Raw genomic sequence first — 19,311 nt, forward strand, 5'->3', positions numbered from 1 at the left:
TCGATCCTGGCGCCTTTCTATTTATAAGCAATCGACGCACATAAGGTGTCGGGCGCATGCGTGATAACCATCAATTCAGGGACCCGGACATGGAACTGGTTGTAAAAAGCGTCAACCCCGAAACGTTGAAGACCGCCACTCTCGTGGTCTCCGTTGGCGAAGGCCGCAAGCTCGGCGCTGTTGCCCGACAACTCGACGAACTGAGCGGCGGCGCGATCAGCACTGTGCTCAAGCGCGGCGACCTGGCCGGCAAGGTTGGCCAGAGCCTGTTGCTGCACAGCCTGCCGAACCTCAAGGCCGAGCGCGTGCTGCTGGTGGGTGTGGGCAAGGACGACGAACTGGGTGACCGCCCGTTCCGCAAGATCATCGCCGGCATCCTCAACACCCTCAAAGGCCTGGGCGGCAGCGACGCGGTGCTGGCCCTCGACGAAGTCGTGGTCAAAGGCCGCGACAGCTATGGCAAGACCCGCCTGCTGGCCGAAACCCTGGTGGACGGCGAGTACAGCTTCGACCAGTTCAAGAGCCAGAAAGCCGAAGCCCGCGCCCTGAAGAAAATCACCCTGCTGACCATCAAGGCTGCCCAGGCCGAAGTGCAACGCGCCGTGGCCCACGCCACCGCCATCGCCAACGGCATGGCCTTCACCCGCAACCTGGGCAACCTGCCGCCGAACATCTGCCACCCGACCTTCCTCGGCGAGCAGGCCAAAGACCTGGGCAAGGAATTCAAGGACCTGAAAGTCGAAGTCCTCGACGAGAAGAAGATCAAGGCCCTGGGCATGGGCTCGTTCTACGCCGTCGGCCAGGGCAGCGCCCAGCCTCCGCGCCTGATCGTCATGCAGTACAACGGCGGCAAGAAATCCGAGAAGCCGTACGCGCTGGTCGGCAAGGGCATCACCTTCGACACCGGCGGCATCAGCCTCAAGCCAGGTGCCGGCATGGATGAAATGAAGTACGACATGGGCGGCGCCGCCAGCGTGTTCGGTACCCTGCGTGCCGTGCTCGAACTGAAGCTGCCGATCAACCTGGTGTGCATCCTGGCCTGCGCCGAGAACATGCCGAGCGGCAACGCTTCGCGCCCGGGCGACATCGTCACCACCATGAGCGGCCAGACCGTGGAAATCCTCAACACCGACGCCGAAGGCCGTCTGGTGCTGTGCGACGCCCTGACCTACTCGGAGCGCTTCAAGCCGCAAGCGGTCATCGACATCGCGACCCTGACCGGCGCCTGCGTGGTTGCCCTGGGTTCCCACACCTCGGGCCTGCTGGGCAACAATGACGAACTGATCGGCCAACTGCTGAGCGCCGGCAAGGCTGCCGACGACCGCGCCTGGCAACTGCCGCTGTTCGATGAGTACCAGGAACAGCTTGACAGCCCGTTCGCCGACATCGCCAACATTGGCGGCCCGAAAGCCGGCACCATCACCGCGGCCTGCTTCCTGTCGCGCTTCACCAAGAACCTGAACTGGGCGCACCTGGACATCGCCGGCACGGCCTGGACCAGCGGCGGCAAGGATAAGGGCGCCACCGGCCGTCCGGTTCCCCTGCTGACCCAATACCTGCTGGACCGCGCCAAAGCCTGAAACCGTTGATGGGCGGCGGCGTCACTCTGCGGTGACGCCGCTTGCCGCTCTGGAACCGCAATGACCAAAGTCGACTTCTATATCCTGCCCAGCGCCGATCCTTCGGCACGCCTGGACTTTGCCTGCAAGCTCACCGAGAAAGCCTGGCGCATGGGCCACCGCATCTACCTGCATTGCAGCGACGCGGCCCAGCGTGACGATCTCGATGCGCGGCTGTGGGCGTTCAAGGGTGAAAGCTTCGTGCCCCACGGCCCTGCCGACAGCGAACCTGAAGGTTTTATTGTCCTTGGGTTGGGCGATGACTGCGGTCAGCATCAGGATTTGCTGGTCAATCTCGACCTGAAGGTCCCGGCCTTCGCCAACAAGTTCGCCCGGGTGGCGGAAGTGGTGGTGGAGGATCCGACGATCAGAGCGGCCGCGCGGGAGAGTTTCCGTTTCTACCGCGAACAGGGCTATCCTCTGCAAGATCACCGTTTACAGCGACTCTGAGCCTTCCAATGGACACTCCAAAACCGCTGCAACAGTCCGCGCACCTGCTGGACGACCTTGAGTCGATCCGCCAATTGCTCGGCGATGACAACCTGCAACCGCCCCTGCTGACCGACACGGTCGAGGAAGGTGACCAGGAACAGATTCCCATGTTGTTCGACGCCGTGAGCGAGCCTTCGCCCCCTGTCGTACCGACAACCCCTGCCCCCAACGTTGAACCCGTCACCATGGCAACGCCGGCGCCTGCCGCCAGCAAGAACCCGGATGACCTGCTGCACCTGGACAGCGAATTGCGCGCCGCCGCGCAGTTGATCATGCAAGACGTGATCGACGACTTCGCCCCGCACATCGAGACCGAAATCAAACGTCGCCTCAGTGCACGACTGGAGCGGTTGTTGAGCCAGTACAACGACTGAATAGTAGAGAGGGAGCTTGCTCCCTCTCCACAGGTTGAATCTTCAGGTGCTCAAGTAACGCCCGATCAACGCAATTCCACTGGCCAGCACCAGCCACGTCACCAGCCGCACGAACGCCTCGCGGGACAGGCGCATGGTCAACTTCCGGCCAACCCAAAGCCCCAGCACCATCGCCGGCAACAGACAAACCGCAAGCACCAGCAACGGCAAATCGGCATACACACCGGCGATGGCAAACAGGCTCAAACGCACCACCGTACTGCAACTGATCAGCGCACTCTGGGTCGCCCGCGCCGCCTCCTTGGGCAATCGGCTGTTCAAATAGATCGCATAGAGAAAGCCGCCGCTGCCAAACAACGCGCCGAACATCCCGCCCACCGTCCCCATCGGCAGCGCCCACGCGGCGGACAACTGCGCCGGACGGACCTTTATCCACAGGCTGTAAATCGCATAGGCACTGATAAACAGCCCCATCAACAGCAGCAACAGGTCGGATTTCAGGTTCAGCAGGAATATCACGCCGAGGGTGCACCCCACCGCCATGCACGGCAGCAACCGCAGAAGTTCCGGTTTCGCCACATCACGCCGCGAAGGCAACAGATTGCCGAATGCCGCGACAAAGTCGAGCAACACCAGCAAGGGCACGATCTTGGACAGCGGCATGAACAGAATCAGAATCGGCCCCGCCACCAGTGCGGTGCCAAAACCGGCGATGCCGAACACGATGTAGGCCAGGGCGACGCCTGCACCGATCACCAGCCAGTCCAGCGGGCCGAAGGGCCATTGATTCAACAACTCGAGCACGTACACCTTCCTTGAATATCCGTTATCTCCGTAGGAGCTGCCGAAGGCTGCGATCTTTTGCTTTTGAAAGCAAATTCAAAAGATCGCAGCCTTCGGCAGCTCCTACAAGGGATCGTGCATTCAGTTGGAAAATGCCTTTAAACTGCGCCCCATGATTAAAGATCCCTTTGCAAGACTCGGCCTGGACCGCGAAGTCCTGACCGTCAGCCAGCTCAACGGCCGCGCCCGGGTGTTGCTCGAAGACGTGTTCAGCAACATCTGGGTCGAAGGCGAAATCTCCAACCTCGCCCGCCCGGCGTCCGGCCACGTGTATTTCACCCTCAAGGACAGCGGCGCCCAGGTGCGTTGCGCGCTTTTCCGGCAGAACGCGGCACGGGTTCGCCAGGCCTTGAAGGACGGTCTGGCGGTCAAGGTGCGCGGCAAGGTCTCTCTGTTCGAGGGGCGCGGTGATTATCAGCTGATCCTCGACACCGTGGAGCCGGCCGGCGACGGCGCCTTGCGCCTGGCCTTCGATGCACTCAAGGAAAAGCTCAGCGCCGAAGGCCTGTTCAGTGCCGAACGCAAGGTGCCGTTGCCGGCGCATCCGCAACGCATCGGCATCATCAGTTCGCCCACCGGGGCGGTGATCCGCGACATCATCAGCGTGTTCCGCCGCCGTGCACCGCAAATACAACTGACGCTGATCCCTACCGCCGTGCAGGGCCGCGAAGCCACCGCGCAGATTGTCCGCGCCCTGAAACTGGCGGATGCCCGCGGTTTCGACGCACTGATCCTGGCCCGGGGTGGCGGTTCCCTGGAAGACCTCTGGTGCTTCAACGAAGAAGCCGTGGCCCGCGCCGTGGACGCTTGCGTGACACCGATTGTCAGCGCGGTCGGCCACGAAACCGACGTGTCGATCAGTGACTTCGTGGCTGACGTACGCGCGCCCACCCCTTCCGCTGCCGCCGAATTGCTGGCACCGGACTCCAGCGATCTGGTGCGTCGGGTCGAAAGCCTGCACCGACGGCTGGTGATGCGCATGCGTGACCGCTTGATGCGCGATCGCTTGCGCCTGGAAGGCATTTCCCGACGCCTGCGCCATCCCGGCGAGCGCCTGCGCCAACAAGCGCAACGCCTGGATGACCTGGACATGCGCATGCGCCGCGCGTTCGAGCGCAGCCTCAACACCCGTCGCGAGCGCTTGATCCGCCTGGAAACCCGTCTGGCCGCACAACATCCGGGCCGGCAACTGGCAATGCTGCGCCAGCGCCTCGACAGCCTGGCCGAACGCCTGCCGCGCGCCATCCGCGAAGGGCTGAAGAACCGTCGCCTGCAACTGCACAGCCAGATGCAGACACTGCATGTGGTCAGCCCGTTGGCGACCCTTGGCCGTGGCTACAGCATCTTGCTGGATGAGCGCGGCAACGCGATCCGCAACGCCGCGCAAACCCATACCGGCCAGCGCCTGAAGGCCAAACTGGGCGAAGGCGAACTGCAAGTGCGGGTCGAAGACAATCACCTGACGCCCGTCACCCTTTCTTTACTGGATTGATCCATGCCGCGCTTCTTTGCTCCGTTGTTGTTACTGCTGCTGACCTTCAACGCCCACGCCGACAGCTACATCACCCGTCAGTTGAACAAACCGGTGCCGGGCGGCGTGGCGGTGGTGGACCTGGGCACGTCCGCCCAGGCGCCAAAAGCCACCTATCAAGGCAAACCGGTGTTGGTAGTCAAGGAACAGAACAACTGGCTGGCCATTGTCGGCGTGCCACTGACGGTCAAGCCGGGGGCTCAATCGGTCAGCAGCGGCGGTCGTAACCTGAATTTTACGGTTGGCAACAAAAAATACCCGGAACAGCGCATCACCCTGAAGAACACCCAGCAGGTCAATCCGGCCCCGGAGAACCTCAAGCGCATCGAGCGTGAACTGGCCGAACAGATTGCCGCTTACCGCACGTTCAGCCCCAACACCCCGAGCAACCTGCTGCTGGACAAACCGGTGAACGGGCCGCTGTCGAGCAAGTTCGGCGTGCGCCGTTTTTTCAACGGTGAAGAACGCAACCCCCACTCTGGCCTGGACTTCGCCGTGGGCGCCGGCACACCGATCAAAACCCCGGCTGCCGGCAAGGTGATCCTGATCGGCAACTACTTCTTCAATGGCAACACGGTGTTCGTCGACCATGGCCAGGGCTTCATCAGCATGTTCTGCCACATGTCGAAAATCGACGTGAAGGTGGGACAGCCACTGGCCCGTGGTGACGTGGTCGGCAAAGTCGGTGCGACCGGCCGCGCGACCGGACCGCACATGCACTGGAACATCAGCCTGAACGATGCGCGGGTCGATCCGGCAATCTTCATTGGTGCGTTTCAGCCCTGATTCCAAAATAAGGCCTCTGGCCTCATCGCGAGCTTGCTCGCGATGGCAATATCACAGACACCGAAAGCAGTCCGGCAGTGTCACCTCGTCAATTGCGCACCACTCAAACCTCGCGCAAACAACAAAACAATCACCGCCAATCACAGCAATAAAATCTCGATAAATACCCGTTCACGAGTATTCCTCTCAATTTTTTTCGACTGCTTGCCAACCTTCCCCCCCAAGGTTAGGGTTGAAGGCATGAAAACCTCTCACACCCTCATTCAGCTCCGCCAGCACCGCAGCCTGTGCCTCGTCAGTGCACGACTGCCGGGCTGAATCGTGGTGTCTCGTCCCAGGCTGTACTCCAAGAACTTTTGATCCACCGGCAGGCCGCCTTTTTTCGGCCAACACAATAAGGATTTCCCGATGAGCATGCTCAAAGACCCGTCTTCGAAATACCGCGCGTTCCCGACCATCGACATTCCGGACCGCACCTGGCCGTCGAAAACCATCACCGCCGCGCCGATCTGGTGCAGTTCCGACCTGCGTGACGGCAACCAGTCGCTGATCGAGCCGATGGACGCCGTCAAGAAGCTGCGCTTCTGGAAAACCCTGGTGCAGGTCGGCGTAAAGGAAATCGAAGCGTCGTTCCCGGCCGCCTCGCAAACCGACTTCGACTTCGTCCGCACCCTGATCGAAGGCAACCACATCCCGGACGACACCACCATCCAGGTGCTGACCCAGGGCCGTGAAGACCTGATCGAGCGCACCTTCGAATCCCTGCGCGGCGCGAAGAAAGCCATCGTTCACCTGTACAACGCGACCTCCCCTTCCTTCCGCCGCATTGTCTTCAACCAGGACAAGGACGGGGTCAAGGCCATCGCCGTGAACGCCGCCAAGCTGTTCGTCAAATACGCGGCCTTGCAGCCGGACACCGAGTGGACCTTCGAATACTCGCCAGAAACCTTCAGCGCCACCGAAATGGAGTTCGCCAAGGAAGTCTGCGACGCGGTGATCGAGGTCTGGAACCCGACGCCCGAGCACAAGATGATCCTCAACCTGCCGGCCACGGTGGAATGCGCGACCCCGAACATCTATGCCGACCAGATCGAATGGTTCGGCCGCCACATCAACCGTCGTGACAGCGTGATCATCAGCCTGCACACCCACAACGACCGTGGCACTGGCGTTGCCGCCACCGAACTGGGCCTGATGGCTGGTGCCGACCGTGTCGAAGGCTGCCTGTTCGGCAACGGCGAGCGTACCGGTAACGTCGACCTCGTGACCGTGGCCCTGAACCTCTACACCCAGGGCGTGAACCCTGAGCTGGACTTCTCCGACATCGACGGCGTGCGCAAAGTCGTCGAAGAGTGCAACCAGATCCAGGTGCACCCGCGTCACCCGTACGTCGGCGACCTGGTGCATACCGCATTCTCCGGCTCGCACCAGGATGCGATCCGCAAGGGCTTCGCCCAGCAGAAATCCGATGCACTGTGGGAAGTACCGTACCTGCCGATCGACCCGGCCGACATCGGCCGCAGCTACGAGGCGGTCATCCGCGTCAACAGCCAGTCGGGCAAGGGCGGCATCGCCTACCTCCTGGAGCAGGAGTACGGCATCAGCCTGCCGCGTCGCATGCAGATCGAGTTCAGCCAGGTCGTGCAGCGTGAAACCGACCGCCTCGGCCTGGAAATGACCGCCCAGCAGATCCACGCACTGCTGCACAGCGAGTACTTGCAGGCCAACACCCCGTACGCGCTGGTCAGCCATCGCCTGCAGGAAGAAAACGGTCACAGCGCCGTTGAAGTGGAAGTGGCCAGCCAGGGCCAGGGCGAGACCAACCTGCACTGGCGCGGCAAGGGCAACGGTGCCCTGGAAGCGCTGGTGGCCGGCCTGCCGGTACCGGTGGAAATCATGGACTACAACGAGCACGCCATCGGCGCGGGCACCAATGCCAAGGCCGCGGCCTACATTGAACTGCGAGTGAATGGCGAACGTGCGGTGCATGGCGTCGGCATCGACGAAAACATCACCACCGCCAGCTTCAAGGCCCTGTTCAGTGCGCTGAACCGCTCGCTGAGCCAGCCGGAAGCGAAAGCGGCGTAAGCCATCGCTGAAATGCAAAAGGCCCCGGGGGTGTGAACCTCGGGGCCTTTTCGTTTGTGCGGCTTTAAGATCAAAAGATCGTCCGAACGCGGCCCGAGCCTTCGGCAGCTCCTACGTTGGAACGCGACCCCCTGTAGGAGCTGCCGAAGGCTGCGATCTTTTGGAGTACACCGGAATATCAGATGAACTCAAAGGTATCGGCATCCAGATTCGCCGGAAACCGCGTGCGATACGCCGCCAGCTCTGCCGCATCCAGCACCACCGTGAACACCCCGTCTGCCTCTCCGGCACTGAGCAGCGTCTCGCCCTGGAAATCCAGCACCTGACTGTCACCCGTATAGGCAAAGCCCTTGCCATCAGTCCCGATGCGATTGACCGCCGCGACATAGCACAGGTTCTCGATCGCCCGCGCCGGCAGCAAGCGGTTCCAGTGCTGGCGCCGCGCACCTGGCCAGTTGGCGGTGTACAGCAGCAGGTCGGTGTCTTGGGCGTCACGGCTCCACACCGGGAAGCGCAGGTCGTAGCAGATCAACGGCCGCACTCGCCAGCCCTTGAGCTCGAACTGCACCTGGCGTTCGCCGGGGGTGTAGTGGTTATGCTCACCGGCCATGCGGAACAGGTGACGCTTGTCGTAGTGCAGCACCTCGCCATCCGGGCGCGCCCACAGCAGGCGATTGCGATGGCTGCCGTCGGCGGCCTGGACGATGACGCTGCCGGTGATCACCGCATCAAGCTTTGCCGCCTGGACCCGCAGCCATTTGCTGGTGGGGCCGTTTTCCGCTTCGGCGAGGGCCTCGGATTCCATGGAGAACCCGGTGGTGAACATCTCCGGCAGAATGATCAGGTCGGCGCCGCGAGCCTGCTCCAGCAACGGCTCGAAATGCTCGAGGTTGGCCTGGCGGTCGTGCCAGGCCAGGGACGTCTGGATCAGCGCAACGGTCAGCTTGGGCAATGCACTCAGATCACGCATAGTTTTTCCGCTGCTTCACGCAGGGTCTCCTCACGCTTGGCAAAGCACAGCCGCACCAGGCGCTGGCCGACCGGTGGCGTCTGGTAGAACACCGAGATCGGGATACTGGCCACGCCGTGCTCGCGGGTCATCCACAGGGCCATCTCGACATCATTGAGATCCGGGCGGATCTGCGAGTAATCGACCAACTGGAAATAGGTGCCGGTCACCCGGGTGAAGCTGAAACGCGACGGTAGCAGCAGATCGCAGAACAAATCACGCTTGGCCTGATAGAAACCCGGCAGCTCCTCGACGTGTTCGGGATGTTCGGCCATGTAATCGGCCAATGCATATTGCAGCGGCGTCACCCCACAAAAATTCACGTACTGGTGCACCTTGCGCAATTCCGCCGTCAGGGCCGGTGGTGCAACCACATAGCCGGTTTTCCAGCCTGTGACGTGGTAGGTCTTGCCGAACGAGCTGACCACGAAGGCACGCTGATACAGCTCTTCATGATTCAGCACGCTGACGTGGGGCACACCGTCATACACCAGGTGTTCATAGACTTCGTCGCTGATCACGTAGATGTCGCGATCGCGGATCAAGTCTGCCAACTGGTCGAGTTCGGCACGGCTGATCAATGCGCCACTGGGGTTGTGCGGGGTGTTGAGGATGATCATTCGCGTACGCGGGCTGAGTGCCAGGGCAAGCTTCTCGAAGTCGATACTGAAGTCGTTCAGGCCCAGTTGCACATGCACGCAACGACCGCCGGCCAACTCCACCGAAGGCTCGTAGCTGTCGTATGCCGGATCAAACACGATGACTTCGTCACCGCTGTGGATAACCGCCTGAATGGCACAGAAAATCGCCTCGGTCGCACCGGGGGTAACCGTCACTTCAGTATCTACATCCACCTGTGCGCCATAACTGCGGGCGATCTTCGCCGCGATCTGCTGACGCAACACCGGCAGCCCGGTCATTGGCGAATATTGATTATGACCGCTGGCGATATGCCGGCCGACCGCATCGCACAGGGCCTGCGGGGCCGCGAAATCGGGAAAGCCCTGGGACAGATTGAGCGCGCCGGTCTGTGCCGCGAGCTGAGACATCTGAGTGAAGATAGTGATGCCGACATTCGGCAGCTTGCTGGTGATCATCGGTGGTTCCCTGCTCTACACCCGGCTCTACGGCGGCGCGGGGGAGTCCGAGGATAGCCCAAACGGCAGGCATGAAAAAGGGCGCCATTGGCGCCCTTTCCATCCCACGGGAAAAACCTCGATCAGCGCTTGTCGCGACGCTTCTTGTCGGCCTTCTTGTGGTGCGACATCAAGCGACGCTTCTTGTTGACCTGACGGTCGGTGAGCGTGTTCTTGTTGCCTTCGTACGGGTTCTCGCCACCCTTGAACTCGATGCGGATCGGCGTACCGACCAGCTTCAGCACACGGCGATACGTGTTTTCCAGGTAACGCACGTAGGACTTCGGCACCTTCTCGATCTGGTTACCGTGAATCACGATGATCGGCGGGTTCGCGCCACCCAGGTGGGCATAACGCAGCTTGATCCGGCGGCTGTTGACCATCGGCGGCTGGTGCTCGCTGACCGCGTCTTCCAGAATCTGGGTCAGGCGGCTGGTCGGCCAGCGGGTAACCGCGGACTTGAACGAGTTCTGTACCGAGGCGTAGAGGTTGCCCACGCCGGTGCCGTGCAGTGCCGAGATAAAGTGAATATCGGCAAACTCGACGAAGAACAGGCGACGCTGCAACTCGATCTTGACGAAGTCGCGCTCGCTCGGCGTCATGCCGTCCCACTTGTTGATCGCGATGACCAACGCACGACCGGCCTCGAGGGCAAAGCCCAGCAGGTTGAGGTCGTGGTCCACCACGCCTTCGCGGGCGTCCATCACGAAGATCACCACGTTGGCGTCTTTGATCGCTTGCAGGGTTTTGACCACGGAGAACTTTTCGACTTCTTCGTGGATCTTGCCGCGCTTGCGCACACCGGCGGTGTCGATCAGCGTGTACTTCTCGTCGTTACGCTCGAACGGGATGTAGATACTGTCGCGGGTGGTGCCGGGTTGGTCGTAGACGATTACCCGGTCTTCGCCGAGCATGCGGTTGACCAGGGTCGACTTGCCGACGTTCGGACGGCCGATGATGGCGATCTTGATCCCGTCTTTTTCGCTCGGGCCAGGAATGCGCTTGGCTTCCTCGCCTTCGGCGACGTCTTCTTCCTCGCCTTCTTCCAGCTCGTCATCGTCTTTCGGGAAGTCACTCAAGGCGATTTCCAGCATCTGGGTGATGCCACGACCGTGAGCACCAGCGATTGGAATCGCGTGGCCCATGCCCAATGGAGCGAATTCGGCGCGGGCCATTTCCGGGTCGATGTTGTCGACCTTGTTGGCAACCACGTAGGAACGCTTGTTACGTTTGCGCAAATGCTCGGCGATCATCTGGTCGGCGGCGGTGAAACCGGCCTTGGCATCTACCAGGAACAGAACGACATCCGCTTCTTCGATGGCCAGCAGCGACTGCTCGGCCATCTTTTCGTCCATACCGTGTTCGTCACCGGAGATACCGCCGGTGTCGATCAGAATGTAGGAACGCCCTTGCCACTTGGCCTCACCGTACTGGCGATCACGGGTCAGACCGGACAAGTCGCCGACGATGGCGTCACGAGTCCTGGTCAGGCGGTTGAACAAGGTGGACTTGCCGACGTTCGGTCGGCCCACCAGGGCGATTACGGGAACCATGCGGCTCTCCACTTCGTTATTTCAGAAAATACAAAAGCCGCTGCGAGGCAGCGGCTGGTGCTCGGGGCAACGCTTGAAAGCGCTGCAAACCCCGGTAAACCGGGGCCGCTTGGGGGTTAAACCCCAAGCATAGTCGTTACTTGATGGTCAGGGCTTCCAGTTTGCCGCTGTTGCCATACACATAAATCGTGTCACCCACCACCAGCGGACGGGCACGCAGGCCGTCGCTGTCGATGCGCTCGCGGCCGACGAAACGACCGTCCACCTGACTCAGCAGGTGCAGGTAACCTTCCAGGTCACCGACTGCAACGTAGCTGGAGAACACTTCCGGAGCCGACAGTTGACGGCGGGCCAGCGAGTCGTTGCTCCACAAGGCTGTGGTGGAACGCTCATCGACGCCTTCAACGGTGCCCGAAGACAGGCTCACATAAACGGTACCGAAACCCTGGGCGACACCGGCATAGCTGGAAGCATCACGCTGCCAGAGCTGACGGCCGCTTTGCAGGTCCAGAGCGGCAACGCGCCCCTGATAGCTGGCGACATACAGCGTCTCGCCCGACAGCAGCAAGCCACCGTCGATGTCGACCACGCGCTCCAGTTCCGAACGGCCTTGCGGGATCGCTACGCGCTGTTCCCACACTGGTACGCCGTTGGTGATGTCCACGGCAACCACTTTACCGGTCGACAGGCCAGCCACCGCGAGGCGGTTGGTCACGATCGGCGCACTGGTACCGCGCAGGGTCAGTACCGCAGGCGTACTGTCATAGATCCAGCGACGGTCACCGGTGGAGGCATCCAGGCCGATCAGACGATCGTCCTGGGTCTGGACCACCACGACGTCGCCGTTGTTGGCTGGCGGCGCCAGTACTTCGCTGGACACGCGAGCGCGCCACTTTTCTTCACCGTTGATCGCGTCCAGGGCAACGATTTCACCCTTGATCGTACCAATGGTGACCAGTCCGTAACCAACACCCACGGCGCCGGAGACAGGCAGTTCGAGGTCTTTCTTCCATTTGACGTCGCCGGTGTTGCGGTCCATCGCCATCAACACGCCAGTGACGTCGGCGGCATAGATGGTATCGCCATCGATGGCCGGAACCAGCATGTTGTAGGTTTCGCCCTGACCGTCACCGATCGAACGACTCCACTGCTTGTGCAGAACCACTTCTTCCTTGAAGTCGACCAGCTCGGCCGGAGGCAGTTCTTTTTTGCTGTTGCTGCTGCAACCCGCGGCCAAAATGGCCAGGGCCAGCAATGCTGCATGTTTCCAACGAATCACGTCACGCATCCCCTTTGGCCAGGTCGTCCAGCTTGATTTGCAGGCCACCGACCGCCGCTTCATCCGACAGTGCCGCCTTGGCTTTTTGATACGCCGCGCTCGCCTCGTCGGTACGACCCAGCTGCACCAGCAGGTCACCCTTGAGTTCTTCGCGAGTGGCCAGGAATGCCTTGTCGGCATCGCCTTCGAGCAGCTTCAGTGCTTCGTCGGCCTTGTTCTGCGCGCCGAGTACCTGGGCCAGACGCTGACGGGCGATTTCGCCCAGCGCCGGGTTGGCCGGCTTGGCGACAATGGCTTTGAGCTCGCTGGCCGCGTCGTCCAGCTTGCCGCTGTCGACCGCTACCTTGGCCACGAACAGGCTGCCGTACTGCGCGTAGGCGCTGCCGCCAAACTCGCTGTTGAGCTTGCCGGCCAGGTCCGAAACACGGGCCGCGTCAGGCTTGCCGTCAGGCGTCAGCGTGGTTTCGAGCAATTGCTGATAGAGAATCGAGGCGCCTTGCGACTGATTGCTCTGATACTTGTGGAACGCCTGCCAGCCGAACACGATGACCAGCGCCAACAGGCCACCAGTGACCAGGGGCTTACCGTTGCGTGACCACCATTCCTTCAATTCCATCAAATGTTCGTCTTCGGTACTCGACACCCCAATACTCCTTAATCGCTAATTCGGCTGTTTAGACAGCTTCAACCCTGCACGACGCAGGTGGCCAGGTGCGCTGCAAGCGCATCCCAGGCAATGCTTTGTTGTTCGCCCTGGCCACGCAGGGGTTTGAAACCTACCACTTGCTGGGCCATTTCGTCGTCACCGAGGATCAGCGCGTACAGCGCACCGCTCTTGTCGGCCTTCTTGAACTGGCTTTTGAAACTGCCGGCGCCGGCATTCACTTGCAGGCGCAGGTTGGGCAACTGGTCACGAACCCGCTCCGCCAGGGTCAGGCCAGCCAGTTCGGCGGCTTCACCGAAAGCGCAGAGGTAGACGTCGACCTGACGGGAGATCTCTTGCGGGATCTGCTCCAGGGTTTCGAGCAACAGCACCAGGCGTTCGATGCCCATCGCAAAGCCAACGCCGGCGGTCGGCTTGCCGCCCATCTGCTCGACCAGGCCGTCGTAACGACCACCAGCACACACGGTGCCCTGGGCGCCGAGTTTGTCGGTGACCCATTCGAAAACGGTCTTGCTGTAGTAATCCAGCCCGCGAACCAGCTTCGGGTTGATCACGTAAGGAATGCCGGCGGCGTCCAGGCGAGCCTTGAGGCCCTCGAAGTGCACGCGGGATTCTTCGTCGAGGTAGTCGGCCATTTTCGGCGCATCGACCAGAATCGCCTGTGTCTCGGCGTTCTTGGTGTCCAGGACGCGCAACGGGTTGGTCTTCAGGCGGCGCTGGCTGTCTTCGTCCAGCTTGTCCAGATGCCGGGACAGGAACTCCACCAGTGCCTCGCGATAACGACCACGGGATTCGCTGGTGCCCAGGCTGTTGAGCTCGAGCTTGACCGCATCGCGGATGCCCAGTTCGCCCCACAGGCGCCACGTCAGCACGATCAGCTCGGCGTCGATGTCCGGACCGTCGAGGTTGAACACCTCCACACCGATCTGGTGGAACTGGCGATAACGGCCTTTCTGTGGACGCTCGTGGCGGAACATCGGGCCGATGTACCAGAGTTTCTGAACCTGGCCGCCGCCGGTGATGCCGTGTTCCAGCACCGCGCGCACACAGGCCGCCGTGCCTTCAGGGCGCAGGGTCAGGGAGTCGCCGTTGCGGTCGTCGAAGGTGTACATCTCTTTTTCGACGATGTCGGTCACTTCACCGATGGAACGCTTGAACAGCTCGGTGAACTCGACGATCGGCATGCGGATCTGCTTGTAACCGTAGTTATCCAGCAGGCGCGAAACGGTGCCTTCGAAATGACGCCACAGGGGGGTCTGTTCGGGCAGGATGTCGTTCATGCCACGAATGGCTTGCAATGACTTGCTCACTTTAAATCCTTAAATTCGTTCGGCTCTTCAGTCAGGTTCAGCCGCGCGCAATAACGGCAGCGTCAGCTTCGACCTTTTCGGCCGCTTTCTGGCGGATCAAGCGTTCAAGCTCATCCACCAGATTGTCATTCGTCAGTTTCTGCGACGGCTTGCCGTCGATGTAAATCAGGTTCGGCGTGCCGCCGGTCAAGCCGATATGGGCTTCCTTGGCTTCGCCAGGGCCGTTGACCACGCAACCGATCACCGCGACATCCAGCGGCACCAGCAAATCTTCGAGACGCCCTTCCAGCTCGTTCATGGTCTTGACCACATCGAAGTTTTGCCGCGAGCAGCTCGGGCAGGCGATGAAGTTGATGCCACGGGAACGCAGGTGCAGGGACTTGAGAATGTCGTAGCCGACTTTCACTTCCTCGACCGGGTCGGCCGCCAACGAGATGCGGATAGTATCGCCAATCCCTTCGGCGAGCAGCATACCGAGGCCCACGGCAGATTTCACCGTGCCGGAACGCAAACCACCGGCTTCGGTGATGCCCAGGTGCAGCGGCTGGACGATTTCCTTGGCCAGCAAGCGGTAGGCTTCGACGGCCATGAACACGTCGGAGGCTTTCACGCTGACCTTGAAGTCCTGGAAGTTCAGGCGTTCAAGGTGCTCGACGTGGCGCAAGGCCGACTCGACCAGCGCCGCCGGGGTCGGCTCGCCGTATTTCTTTTGCAGGTCTTTTTCCAGGGAACCGGCGTTCACGCCGATACGGATCGGGATCCCGCGGTCACGGGCGGCGTCCACCACTGCACGCACGCGGTCTTCGCGCCCGATGTTGCCCGGGTTGATCCGCAGGCAATCGACACCCAGTTCGGCGACGCGCAGAGCGATCCGGTAGTCGAAGTGAATGTCGGCAACCAGAGGCACCTTGACCAGCTGCTTGATCTTGCCGAAGGCTTCGGCGGCGTCCATGTCCGGTACGGAGACCCGCACGATATCGACGCCGGCCGCTTCCAGACGATTGATTTGCGCGACCGTGGCCGCGACATCGTTGGTGTCGCTGTTGGTCATGCTCTGCACAGCGATAGGCGCATCGCCGCCAACAGGCACGTTACCGACCCAGATCTTGCGGGATTCGCGACGTTTGATTGGAGATTCGCCGTGCATGACTTATTGACCCAACTTCAGGCGAGCAGTCTCGCCACTGGTGAACGGAGCGACATCGACCGGCTGGCCGTTGTAGCTGACCTGAGCGCCGCGGGCAAAGCCCAGACGCACGGCAAACGGAGGCTTGCCATTGACTGCCAGGCTGTCGCCTTTGCGTTTGAGACCGCTGAACAGCACCTTGCCGCTACCATCGGTCACTTGTGTCCAGCAATCGGAGGTGAACTGCACCTGGACCTGGCCTTCACCGGCCACTGGCGCGGCTTGAGCAGGAGCGATTACCGGTGCAGTCGCCACCGGGGCCGGAACGACTGGAGCTGCCGGAGCCGGAGCTGCCGGGGTCACCGGTGCTGCGACAACAGGCGCGGTGGTATGGGCAGGTGCGGCTGGCGCGGTCGGCGCTGCCGGGGCGGCTGGCGCAGTCACTTGAGCCTGTTCTGGTGCTTCGGCCGCAGCGTCGGCCTGTGGCAGCGCGAGGGCGGTTCCGCCGTCGGATTGACCTTCCGCGACGGCCTGGTCTTCCGGCTCGTCCAGCGGATGAATCTGTGTCGTACCGTCGGCGCCTTCGACTTCAACGTGTTCTGGTGCCAGACCGATCAGGTCCTTGGTGCGCATCGAGGTCTGATCCTGCCACCAGACGAAACCGCCACCGATCACCGCGACCAGCAACAGCAGGCTGACGATTCGCAAAATGGTGTGGGAAACCCGCACCGGCTCTTCAATACGACCCAGGCTGTGAACATTGCTGCCCTGGGAGTCGGTACCGGTGGATTGATCGAATTGCTGGACCAGAACGGCCTGGTCCATGCCGAGCAATTTGGCATAGGCGCGAATGTAACCGCGAGCAAACGTATGCCCGGGCAGCTTGTCGAAGGCGCCGGCTTCCAGATTGCTCAGGGAAGTGGTGGTGAGGTTGAGCTTGAGGGCCACTTCGGCCAGCGACCAGCCATTGCTTTCGCGGGCCTGGCGTAAAGTCTCACCGGGGTTTACGCGATTCGCTGCTACAACTTCGGGATGCGCCGCTTTCATCATTGCTCCGACAGGTATTGCTGATATTCCGGCGTACCGGGATAGAGTCTTTTTAGTTGCAGGCCTTTGCTTGCGGCCTTGTCGCGGTCTTCGAACACTTTTGCCAGCCGAACGCCGAGCAATAGACTACGTGCATTTTGTTCGGAGAGCTGGCTAAAACGGTCGTAATAGTCACGCGCGGGCACATAATGCCTGTCTTCGTAAGACAACTCAGCCATTTCCAGCAATGCACGTGGTTGTTGGTGGTTCAGGCGCAGGGCTTTTTCCAGTTGCTGTTGGGCCAGATCGCGCTGACCGAGCATTGCAGCGGTCATGCCCAGGTTCTCGAACACCCGCGAACGCTCAGGATACAGGGTATCGGCAGCGGCTTGCTCGAAGCGCTCGTAGGCTTCGTTGTAACGTTTCTGCTCGAACAGAAAACTGCCGTAGTTATTGAGGATTCGTGCATCGGCGGGACGGGAAGCCAGCGCCTTGCGAAAATGCTCGTCGGCAAGTTCCGGTTCCATCTCGGCCTGGAACACCAGCCCCAGCGCCGCGTTGGCATCAGGGTCGGAGCCATCGAGCTCCAGCGCTTTCTTCAGTGGAACCTTGGCGCGCTCGGTCATGCCTTGTTGCAAATACCCGATACCAAGTTGCACGTACGCCTCACGCGCCTCATCACGGCCCTTGCTGGTCTTCATCGGGTTGTAGTCGCCCGAAAGCACGCAGCCAGCACACAGGCTGGCCAACAGCAAAAGCAGCGCAAAGCGCAGGGACATAGAGATCCTCTCTCGGTTATTTCGCGGCGTCTTGCGCTACATCGTTCTCGGCGTTGAGTTCACGCACGGCGATATAACGTTCGCTGCGACGGGTGCGATCCAGCACCTGCCCTACCAATTGACCACAGGCCGCGTCGATGTCTTCACCACGGGTGGTGCGGACGGTGACGTTGAAGCCGGCATGATGCAGCTGATCCTGGAAACGCCGGATGGCGTTGTTGCTCGGGCGCTCGTAACCGGAGTGCGGGAACGGGTTGAACGGGATCAGGTTGATCTTGCACGGGATGTTCTTGAGCAGCTCGATCATCTCCACGGCGTGCTCGACCTTGTCATTGATGTCCTTGAGCAAGGTGTATTCGATGGTCAGCACGCGCTTTTCGCCGAGGTTCGACATGTAGCGCTGGCACGACTCGAGCAGCATCTTAAGCGGATACTTCTTGTTGATCGGCACCAATTGGTTACGCAATGCGTCATTCGGTGCGTGCAGGGACAACGCCAGGGAGACGTCGATGTGCTTGGACAGCTCATCGATCATCGGCACCACGCCGGAGGTCGACAGGGTCACACGGCGCTTGGAAATGCCGTAGCCCAGGTCGTCCATCATCAGATGCATGGCCGCGACGACGTTGTCGAAGTTCAGCAGCGGCTCACCCATGCCCATCATCACCACGTTGGTGATGGCACGGTCGACGGTTGCCGGGACGCTACCAAAGGATTTGTTGGCAATCCACACCTGGCCGATGACTTCGGCGGCGGTGAGGTTGCTGTTGAAGCCTTGCTTGCCGGTGGAGCAGAAACTGCAATCCAGGGCACAGCCTGCCTGGGACGAAACGCACAAGGTACCGCGCTTGCCCTGGGGAATGTATACGGTCTCGACGCAGCTGCCGGACGCCACGCGCACCACCCACTTGCGGGTGCCGTCGCTGGAGATGTCCTCGCTGACCACTTCCGGACCACGGACCTCGGCAACAGTCTTGAGCTTTTCGCGCAAGGCCTTGCTGACGTTCGTCATGGCATCGAAATCATCGACACCAAAGTGGTGAATCCATTTCATTACCTGACCGGCACGGAAACGCTTCTCCCCGATTGAGTCGAAGAATTTTTCCATTTCCAGCTGAGTCAGACCCAGCAGGTTAGTTTTTACAGTCGATGTAGTCATGGATTCACCTTCACTCTTAAGCCAATGCTTAGCGAGTGGTTACTTCAGTAGCTGCGAAGAAGTACGAGATTTCGCGAGCGGCAGCGGCTTCGGAGTCCGAACCGTGTACAGCGTTGGCGTCGATGGAGTCAGCGAAGTCAGCACGGATGGTGCCGGCAGCAGCTTCTTTAGGGTTGGTAGCGCCCATCAGCTCACGGTTCAGAGCGATAGCGTTTTCGCCTTCCAGAACCTGAACGACAACCGGACCGGAGATCATGAAAGCAACCAGGTCGTTGAAGAAACCACGAGCGCTGTGCTCAGCGTAGAAGCCTTCGGCTTCGGCTTTGGACAGTTGCTTCAGTTTCGAAGCTACAACGCGCAGGCCAGCTTTTTCGAAACGAGTGGTGATCTCGCCGATCACGTTTTTAGCAACGGCGTCAGGCTTGATGATGGAGAAAGTACGTTGAACAGCCATGGTGTAACTCCAGAAACGGTAATTTACGAAAAATTAAACCCGCGAATTATACGCGGGTTCTCGGGTATTGCCTAACTGAGTGA

At 60.9% G+C, this 19,311-nt stretch carries 18 protein-coding genes; 6 read left to right on the forward strand and 12 right to left on the reverse strand.

Going from position 1 to position 19,311, the window contains the following annotated elements; genetic code table 11:
* Positions 1 to 89: 89 nt before the first annotated feature.
* The 3 genes from ACM6G4_RS14255 to ACM6G4_RS14265 are packed head-to-tail and all read left to right on the forward strand — an operon-like array spanning position 90 to position 2,485.
* A complete protein-coding gene (locus tag ACM6G4_RS14255; protein ID WP_414914034.1) occupies positions 90 to 1,580 on the forward strand; it encodes a leucyl aminopeptidase in 1,491 nt (496 codons plus the stop codon).
* Between the two features lie 60 nt (positions 1,581 to 1,640).
* A complete protein-coding gene (locus ACM6G4_RS14260; protein WP_056721239.1) occupies positions 1,641 to 2,069 on the forward strand; it encodes a DNA polymerase III subunit chi in 429 nt (142 codons plus the stop codon).
* An 8-nt stretch (positions 2,070 to 2,077) separates the two neighbouring features.
* Entirely contained in the window at positions 2,078 to 2,485 is a 408-nt protein-coding gene (locus ACM6G4_RS14265; RefSeq protein WP_414913933.1) for a DNA polymerase III subunit chi, read from the forward strand.
* A 42-nt stretch (positions 2,486 to 2,527) separates the two neighbouring features.
* Here ACM6G4_RS14265 and ACM6G4_RS14270 read toward each other — a convergent pair whose 3' ends face one another.
* Positions 2,528 to 3,295 carry a sulfite exporter TauE/SafE family protein gene (locus tag ACM6G4_RS14270; protein ID WP_409078267.1) on the reverse strand — a complete coding sequence of 256 codons (768 nt, stop codon included), beginning with the start codon at positions 3,293 to 3,295 and terminating at the stop codon, positions 2,528 to 2,530.
* A 145-nt stretch (positions 3,296 to 3,440) separates the two neighbouring features.
* Between ACM6G4_RS14270 and xseA the strand changes: the two genes are divergently transcribed.
* From xseA to leuA, 3 genes are all read left to right on the forward strand, one after another.
* Positions 3,441 to 4,820 carry an exodeoxyribonuclease VII large subunit gene (gene xseA, locus ACM6G4_RS14275; RefSeq protein WP_056721244.1) on the forward strand — a complete coding sequence of 460 codons (1,380 nt, stop codon included), beginning with the start codon at positions 3,441 to 3,443 and terminating at the stop codon, positions 4,818 to 4,820.
* A gap of 3 nt (positions 4,821 to 4,823) precedes the next feature.
* On the forward strand, positions 4,824 to 5,645 hold the full coding sequence (locus tag ACM6G4_RS14280; protein WP_414913934.1) for a peptidoglycan DD-metalloendopeptidase family protein: 822 nt from the start codon (positions 4,824 to 4,826) through the stop codon (positions 5,643 to 5,645).
* A 408-nt stretch (positions 5,646 to 6,053) separates the two neighbouring features.
* Positions 6,054 to 7,733, forward strand: a complete 1,680-nt coding sequence (gene leuA, locus ACM6G4_RS14285) for a 2-isopropylmalate synthase (RefSeq protein ID WP_414913935.1) — start codon at positions 6,054 to 6,056, stop codon at positions 7,731 to 7,733.
* 178 nt (positions 7,734 to 7,911) lie between these two features.
* Here the strand turns inward: leuA and ACM6G4_RS14290 are convergent, their stop codons facing one another.
* From ACM6G4_RS14290 to ndk, 11 genes are all read right to left on the reverse strand, one after another.
* Positions 7,912 to 8,703, reverse strand: coding sequence for an amidohydrolase (locus ACM6G4_RS14290; protein ID WP_414913936.1), 792 nt, complete (start codon positions 8,701 to 8,703; stop codon positions 7,912 to 7,914).
* On the reverse strand, positions 8,691 to 9,839 hold the full coding sequence (locus ACM6G4_RS14295) for a pyridoxal phosphate-dependent aminotransferase (RefSeq protein ID WP_223542210.1): 1,149 nt from the start codon (positions 9,837 to 9,839) through the stop codon (positions 8,691 to 8,693). Before ACM6G4_RS14295 ends, ACM6G4_RS14290 begins: the two co-directional genes overlap by 13 nt.
* A gap of 122 nt (positions 9,840 to 9,961) precedes the next feature.
* Positions 9,962 to 11,431, reverse strand: a complete 1,470-nt coding sequence (gene der, locus ACM6G4_RS14300; RefSeq protein ID WP_046040936.1) for a ribosome biogenesis GTPase Der — start codon at positions 11,429 to 11,431, stop codon at positions 9,962 to 9,964.
* A 136-nt stretch (positions 11,432 to 11,567) separates the two neighbouring features.
* Positions 11,568 to 12,719, reverse strand: coding sequence for an outer membrane protein assembly factor BamB (gene bamB, locus ACM6G4_RS14305; RefSeq protein ID WP_056721253.1), 1,152 nt, complete (start codon positions 12,717 to 12,719; stop codon positions 11,568 to 11,570).
* Positions 12,712 to 13,353 (reverse strand): tetratricopeptide repeat protein, encoded by a 642-nt coding sequence (locus ACM6G4_RS14310; RefSeq protein ID WP_008053246.1) that lies wholly within the window; start codon positions 13,351 to 13,353, stop codon positions 12,712 to 12,714. The genes bamB and ACM6G4_RS14310 overlap by 8 nt, the downstream gene beginning before the upstream one ends.
* A 41-nt stretch (positions 13,354 to 13,394) precedes the next feature.
* Positions 13,395 to 14,684, reverse strand: a complete 1,290-nt coding sequence (gene hisS / locus ACM6G4_RS14315; protein WP_008053247.1) for a histidine--tRNA ligase — start codon at positions 14,682 to 14,684, stop codon at positions 13,395 to 13,397.
* A 37-nt stretch (positions 14,685 to 14,721) separates the two neighbouring features.
* Positions 14,722 to 15,831 carry a flavodoxin-dependent (E)-4-hydroxy-3-methylbut-2-enyl-diphosphate synthase gene (gene ispG / locus ACM6G4_RS14320; protein ID WP_003185136.1) on the reverse strand — a complete coding sequence of 370 codons (1,110 nt, stop codon included), beginning with the start codon at positions 15,829 to 15,831 and terminating at the stop codon, positions 14,722 to 14,724.
* Between the two features lie 3 nt (positions 15,832 to 15,834).
* Positions 15,835 to 16,857 (reverse strand): RodZ domain-containing protein, encoded by a 1,023-nt coding sequence (locus ACM6G4_RS14325; RefSeq protein ID WP_414913937.1) that lies wholly within the window; start codon positions 16,855 to 16,857, stop codon positions 15,835 to 15,837.
* The gene (gene pilW, locus ACM6G4_RS14330) at positions 16,857 to 17,615 is read right to left on the reverse strand and encodes a type IV pilus biogenesis/stability protein PilW (protein ID WP_056721257.1); all 759 of its coding nucleotides are present in this window, start codon (positions 17,613 to 17,615) and stop codon (positions 16,857 to 16,859) included. The genes ACM6G4_RS14325 and pilW overlap by 1 nt, the downstream gene beginning before the upstream one ends.
* A 16-nt stretch (positions 17,616 to 17,631) precedes the next feature.
* A complete protein-coding gene (rlmN, locus tag ACM6G4_RS14335; protein ID WP_056721259.1) occupies positions 17,632 to 18,774 on the reverse strand; it encodes a 23S rRNA (adenine(2503)-C(2))-methyltransferase RlmN in 1,143 nt (380 codons plus the stop codon).
* A 28-nt stretch (positions 18,775 to 18,802) separates the two neighbouring features.
* Entirely contained in the window at positions 18,803 to 19,228 is a 426-nt protein-coding gene (ndk, locus tag ACM6G4_RS14340) for a nucleoside-diphosphate kinase (RefSeq protein ID WP_007903599.1), read from the reverse strand.
* Positions 19,229 to 19,311: the final 83 nt, after the last annotated feature.

Origin of the sequence: Pseudomonas sp. IT-P258 (assembly GCF_949767825.1) — a bacterium.
GTDB classification, from domain to species: domain Bacteria; phylum Pseudomonadota; class Gammaproteobacteria; order Pseudomonadales; family Pseudomonadaceae; genus Aquipseudomonas; species Aquipseudomonas monachiensis.

Coding starts and splice junctions, on each gene's coding strand:
- ACM6G4_RS14255 (WP_414914034.1), top strand. CDS start 90: ATGGAACTGGTTGTAAAAAGCGTCAACCCCGAAACGTTGAAGACCGCC.
- ACM6G4_RS14260 (WP_056721239.1), top strand. CDS start 1,641: ATGACCAAAGTCGACTTCTATATCCTGCCCAGCGCCGATCCTTCGGCA.
- ACM6G4_RS14265 (WP_414913933.1), top strand. CDS start 2,078: ATGGACACTCCAAAACCGCTGCAACAGTCCGCGCACCTGCTGGACGAC.
- xseA (WP_056721244.1), top strand. CDS start 3,441: ATGATTAAAGATCCCTTTGCAAGACTCGGCCTGGACCGCGAAGTCCTG.
- ACM6G4_RS14280 (WP_414913934.1), top strand. CDS start 4,824: ATGCCGCGCTTCTTTGCTCCGTTGTTGTTACTGCTGCTGACCTTCAAC.
- leuA (WP_414913935.1), top strand. CDS start 6,054: ATGAGCATGCTCAAAGACCCGTCTTCGAAATACCGCGCGTTCCCGACC.
- ACM6G4_RS14290 (WP_414913936.1), bottom strand. CDS start 8,703: ATGCGTGATCTGAGTGCATTGCCCAAGCTGACCGTTGCGCTGATCCAG.
- ACM6G4_RS14295 (WP_223542210.1), bottom strand. CDS start 9,839: ATGATCACCAGCAAGCTGCCGAATGTCGGCATCACTATCTTCACTCAG.
- der (WP_046040936.1), bottom strand. CDS start 11,431: ATGGTTCCCGTAATCGCCCTGGTGGGCCGACCGAACGTCGGCAAGTCC.
- bamB (WP_056721253.1), bottom strand. CDS start 12,719: ATGCGTGACGTGATTCGTTGGAAACATGCAGCATTGCTGGCCCTGGCC.
- ispG (WP_003185136.1), bottom strand. CDS start 15,831: ATGCACGGCGAATCTCCAATCAAACGTCGCGAATCCCGCAAGATCTGG.
- ACM6G4_RS14325 (WP_414913937.1), bottom strand. CDS start 16,857: ATGAAAGCGGCGCATCCCGAAGTTGTAGCAGCGAATCGCGTAAACCCC.
- pilW (WP_056721257.1), bottom strand. CDS start 17,615: ATGTCCCTGCGCTTTGCGCTGCTTTTGCTGTTGGCCAGCCTGTGTGCT.
- rlmN (WP_056721259.1), bottom strand. CDS start 18,774: ATGACTACATCGACTGTAAAAACTAACCTGCTGGGTCTGACTCAGCTG.
- ndk (WP_007903599.1), bottom strand. CDS start 19,228: ATGGCTGTTCAACGTACTTTCTCCATCATCAAGCCTGACGCCGTTGCT.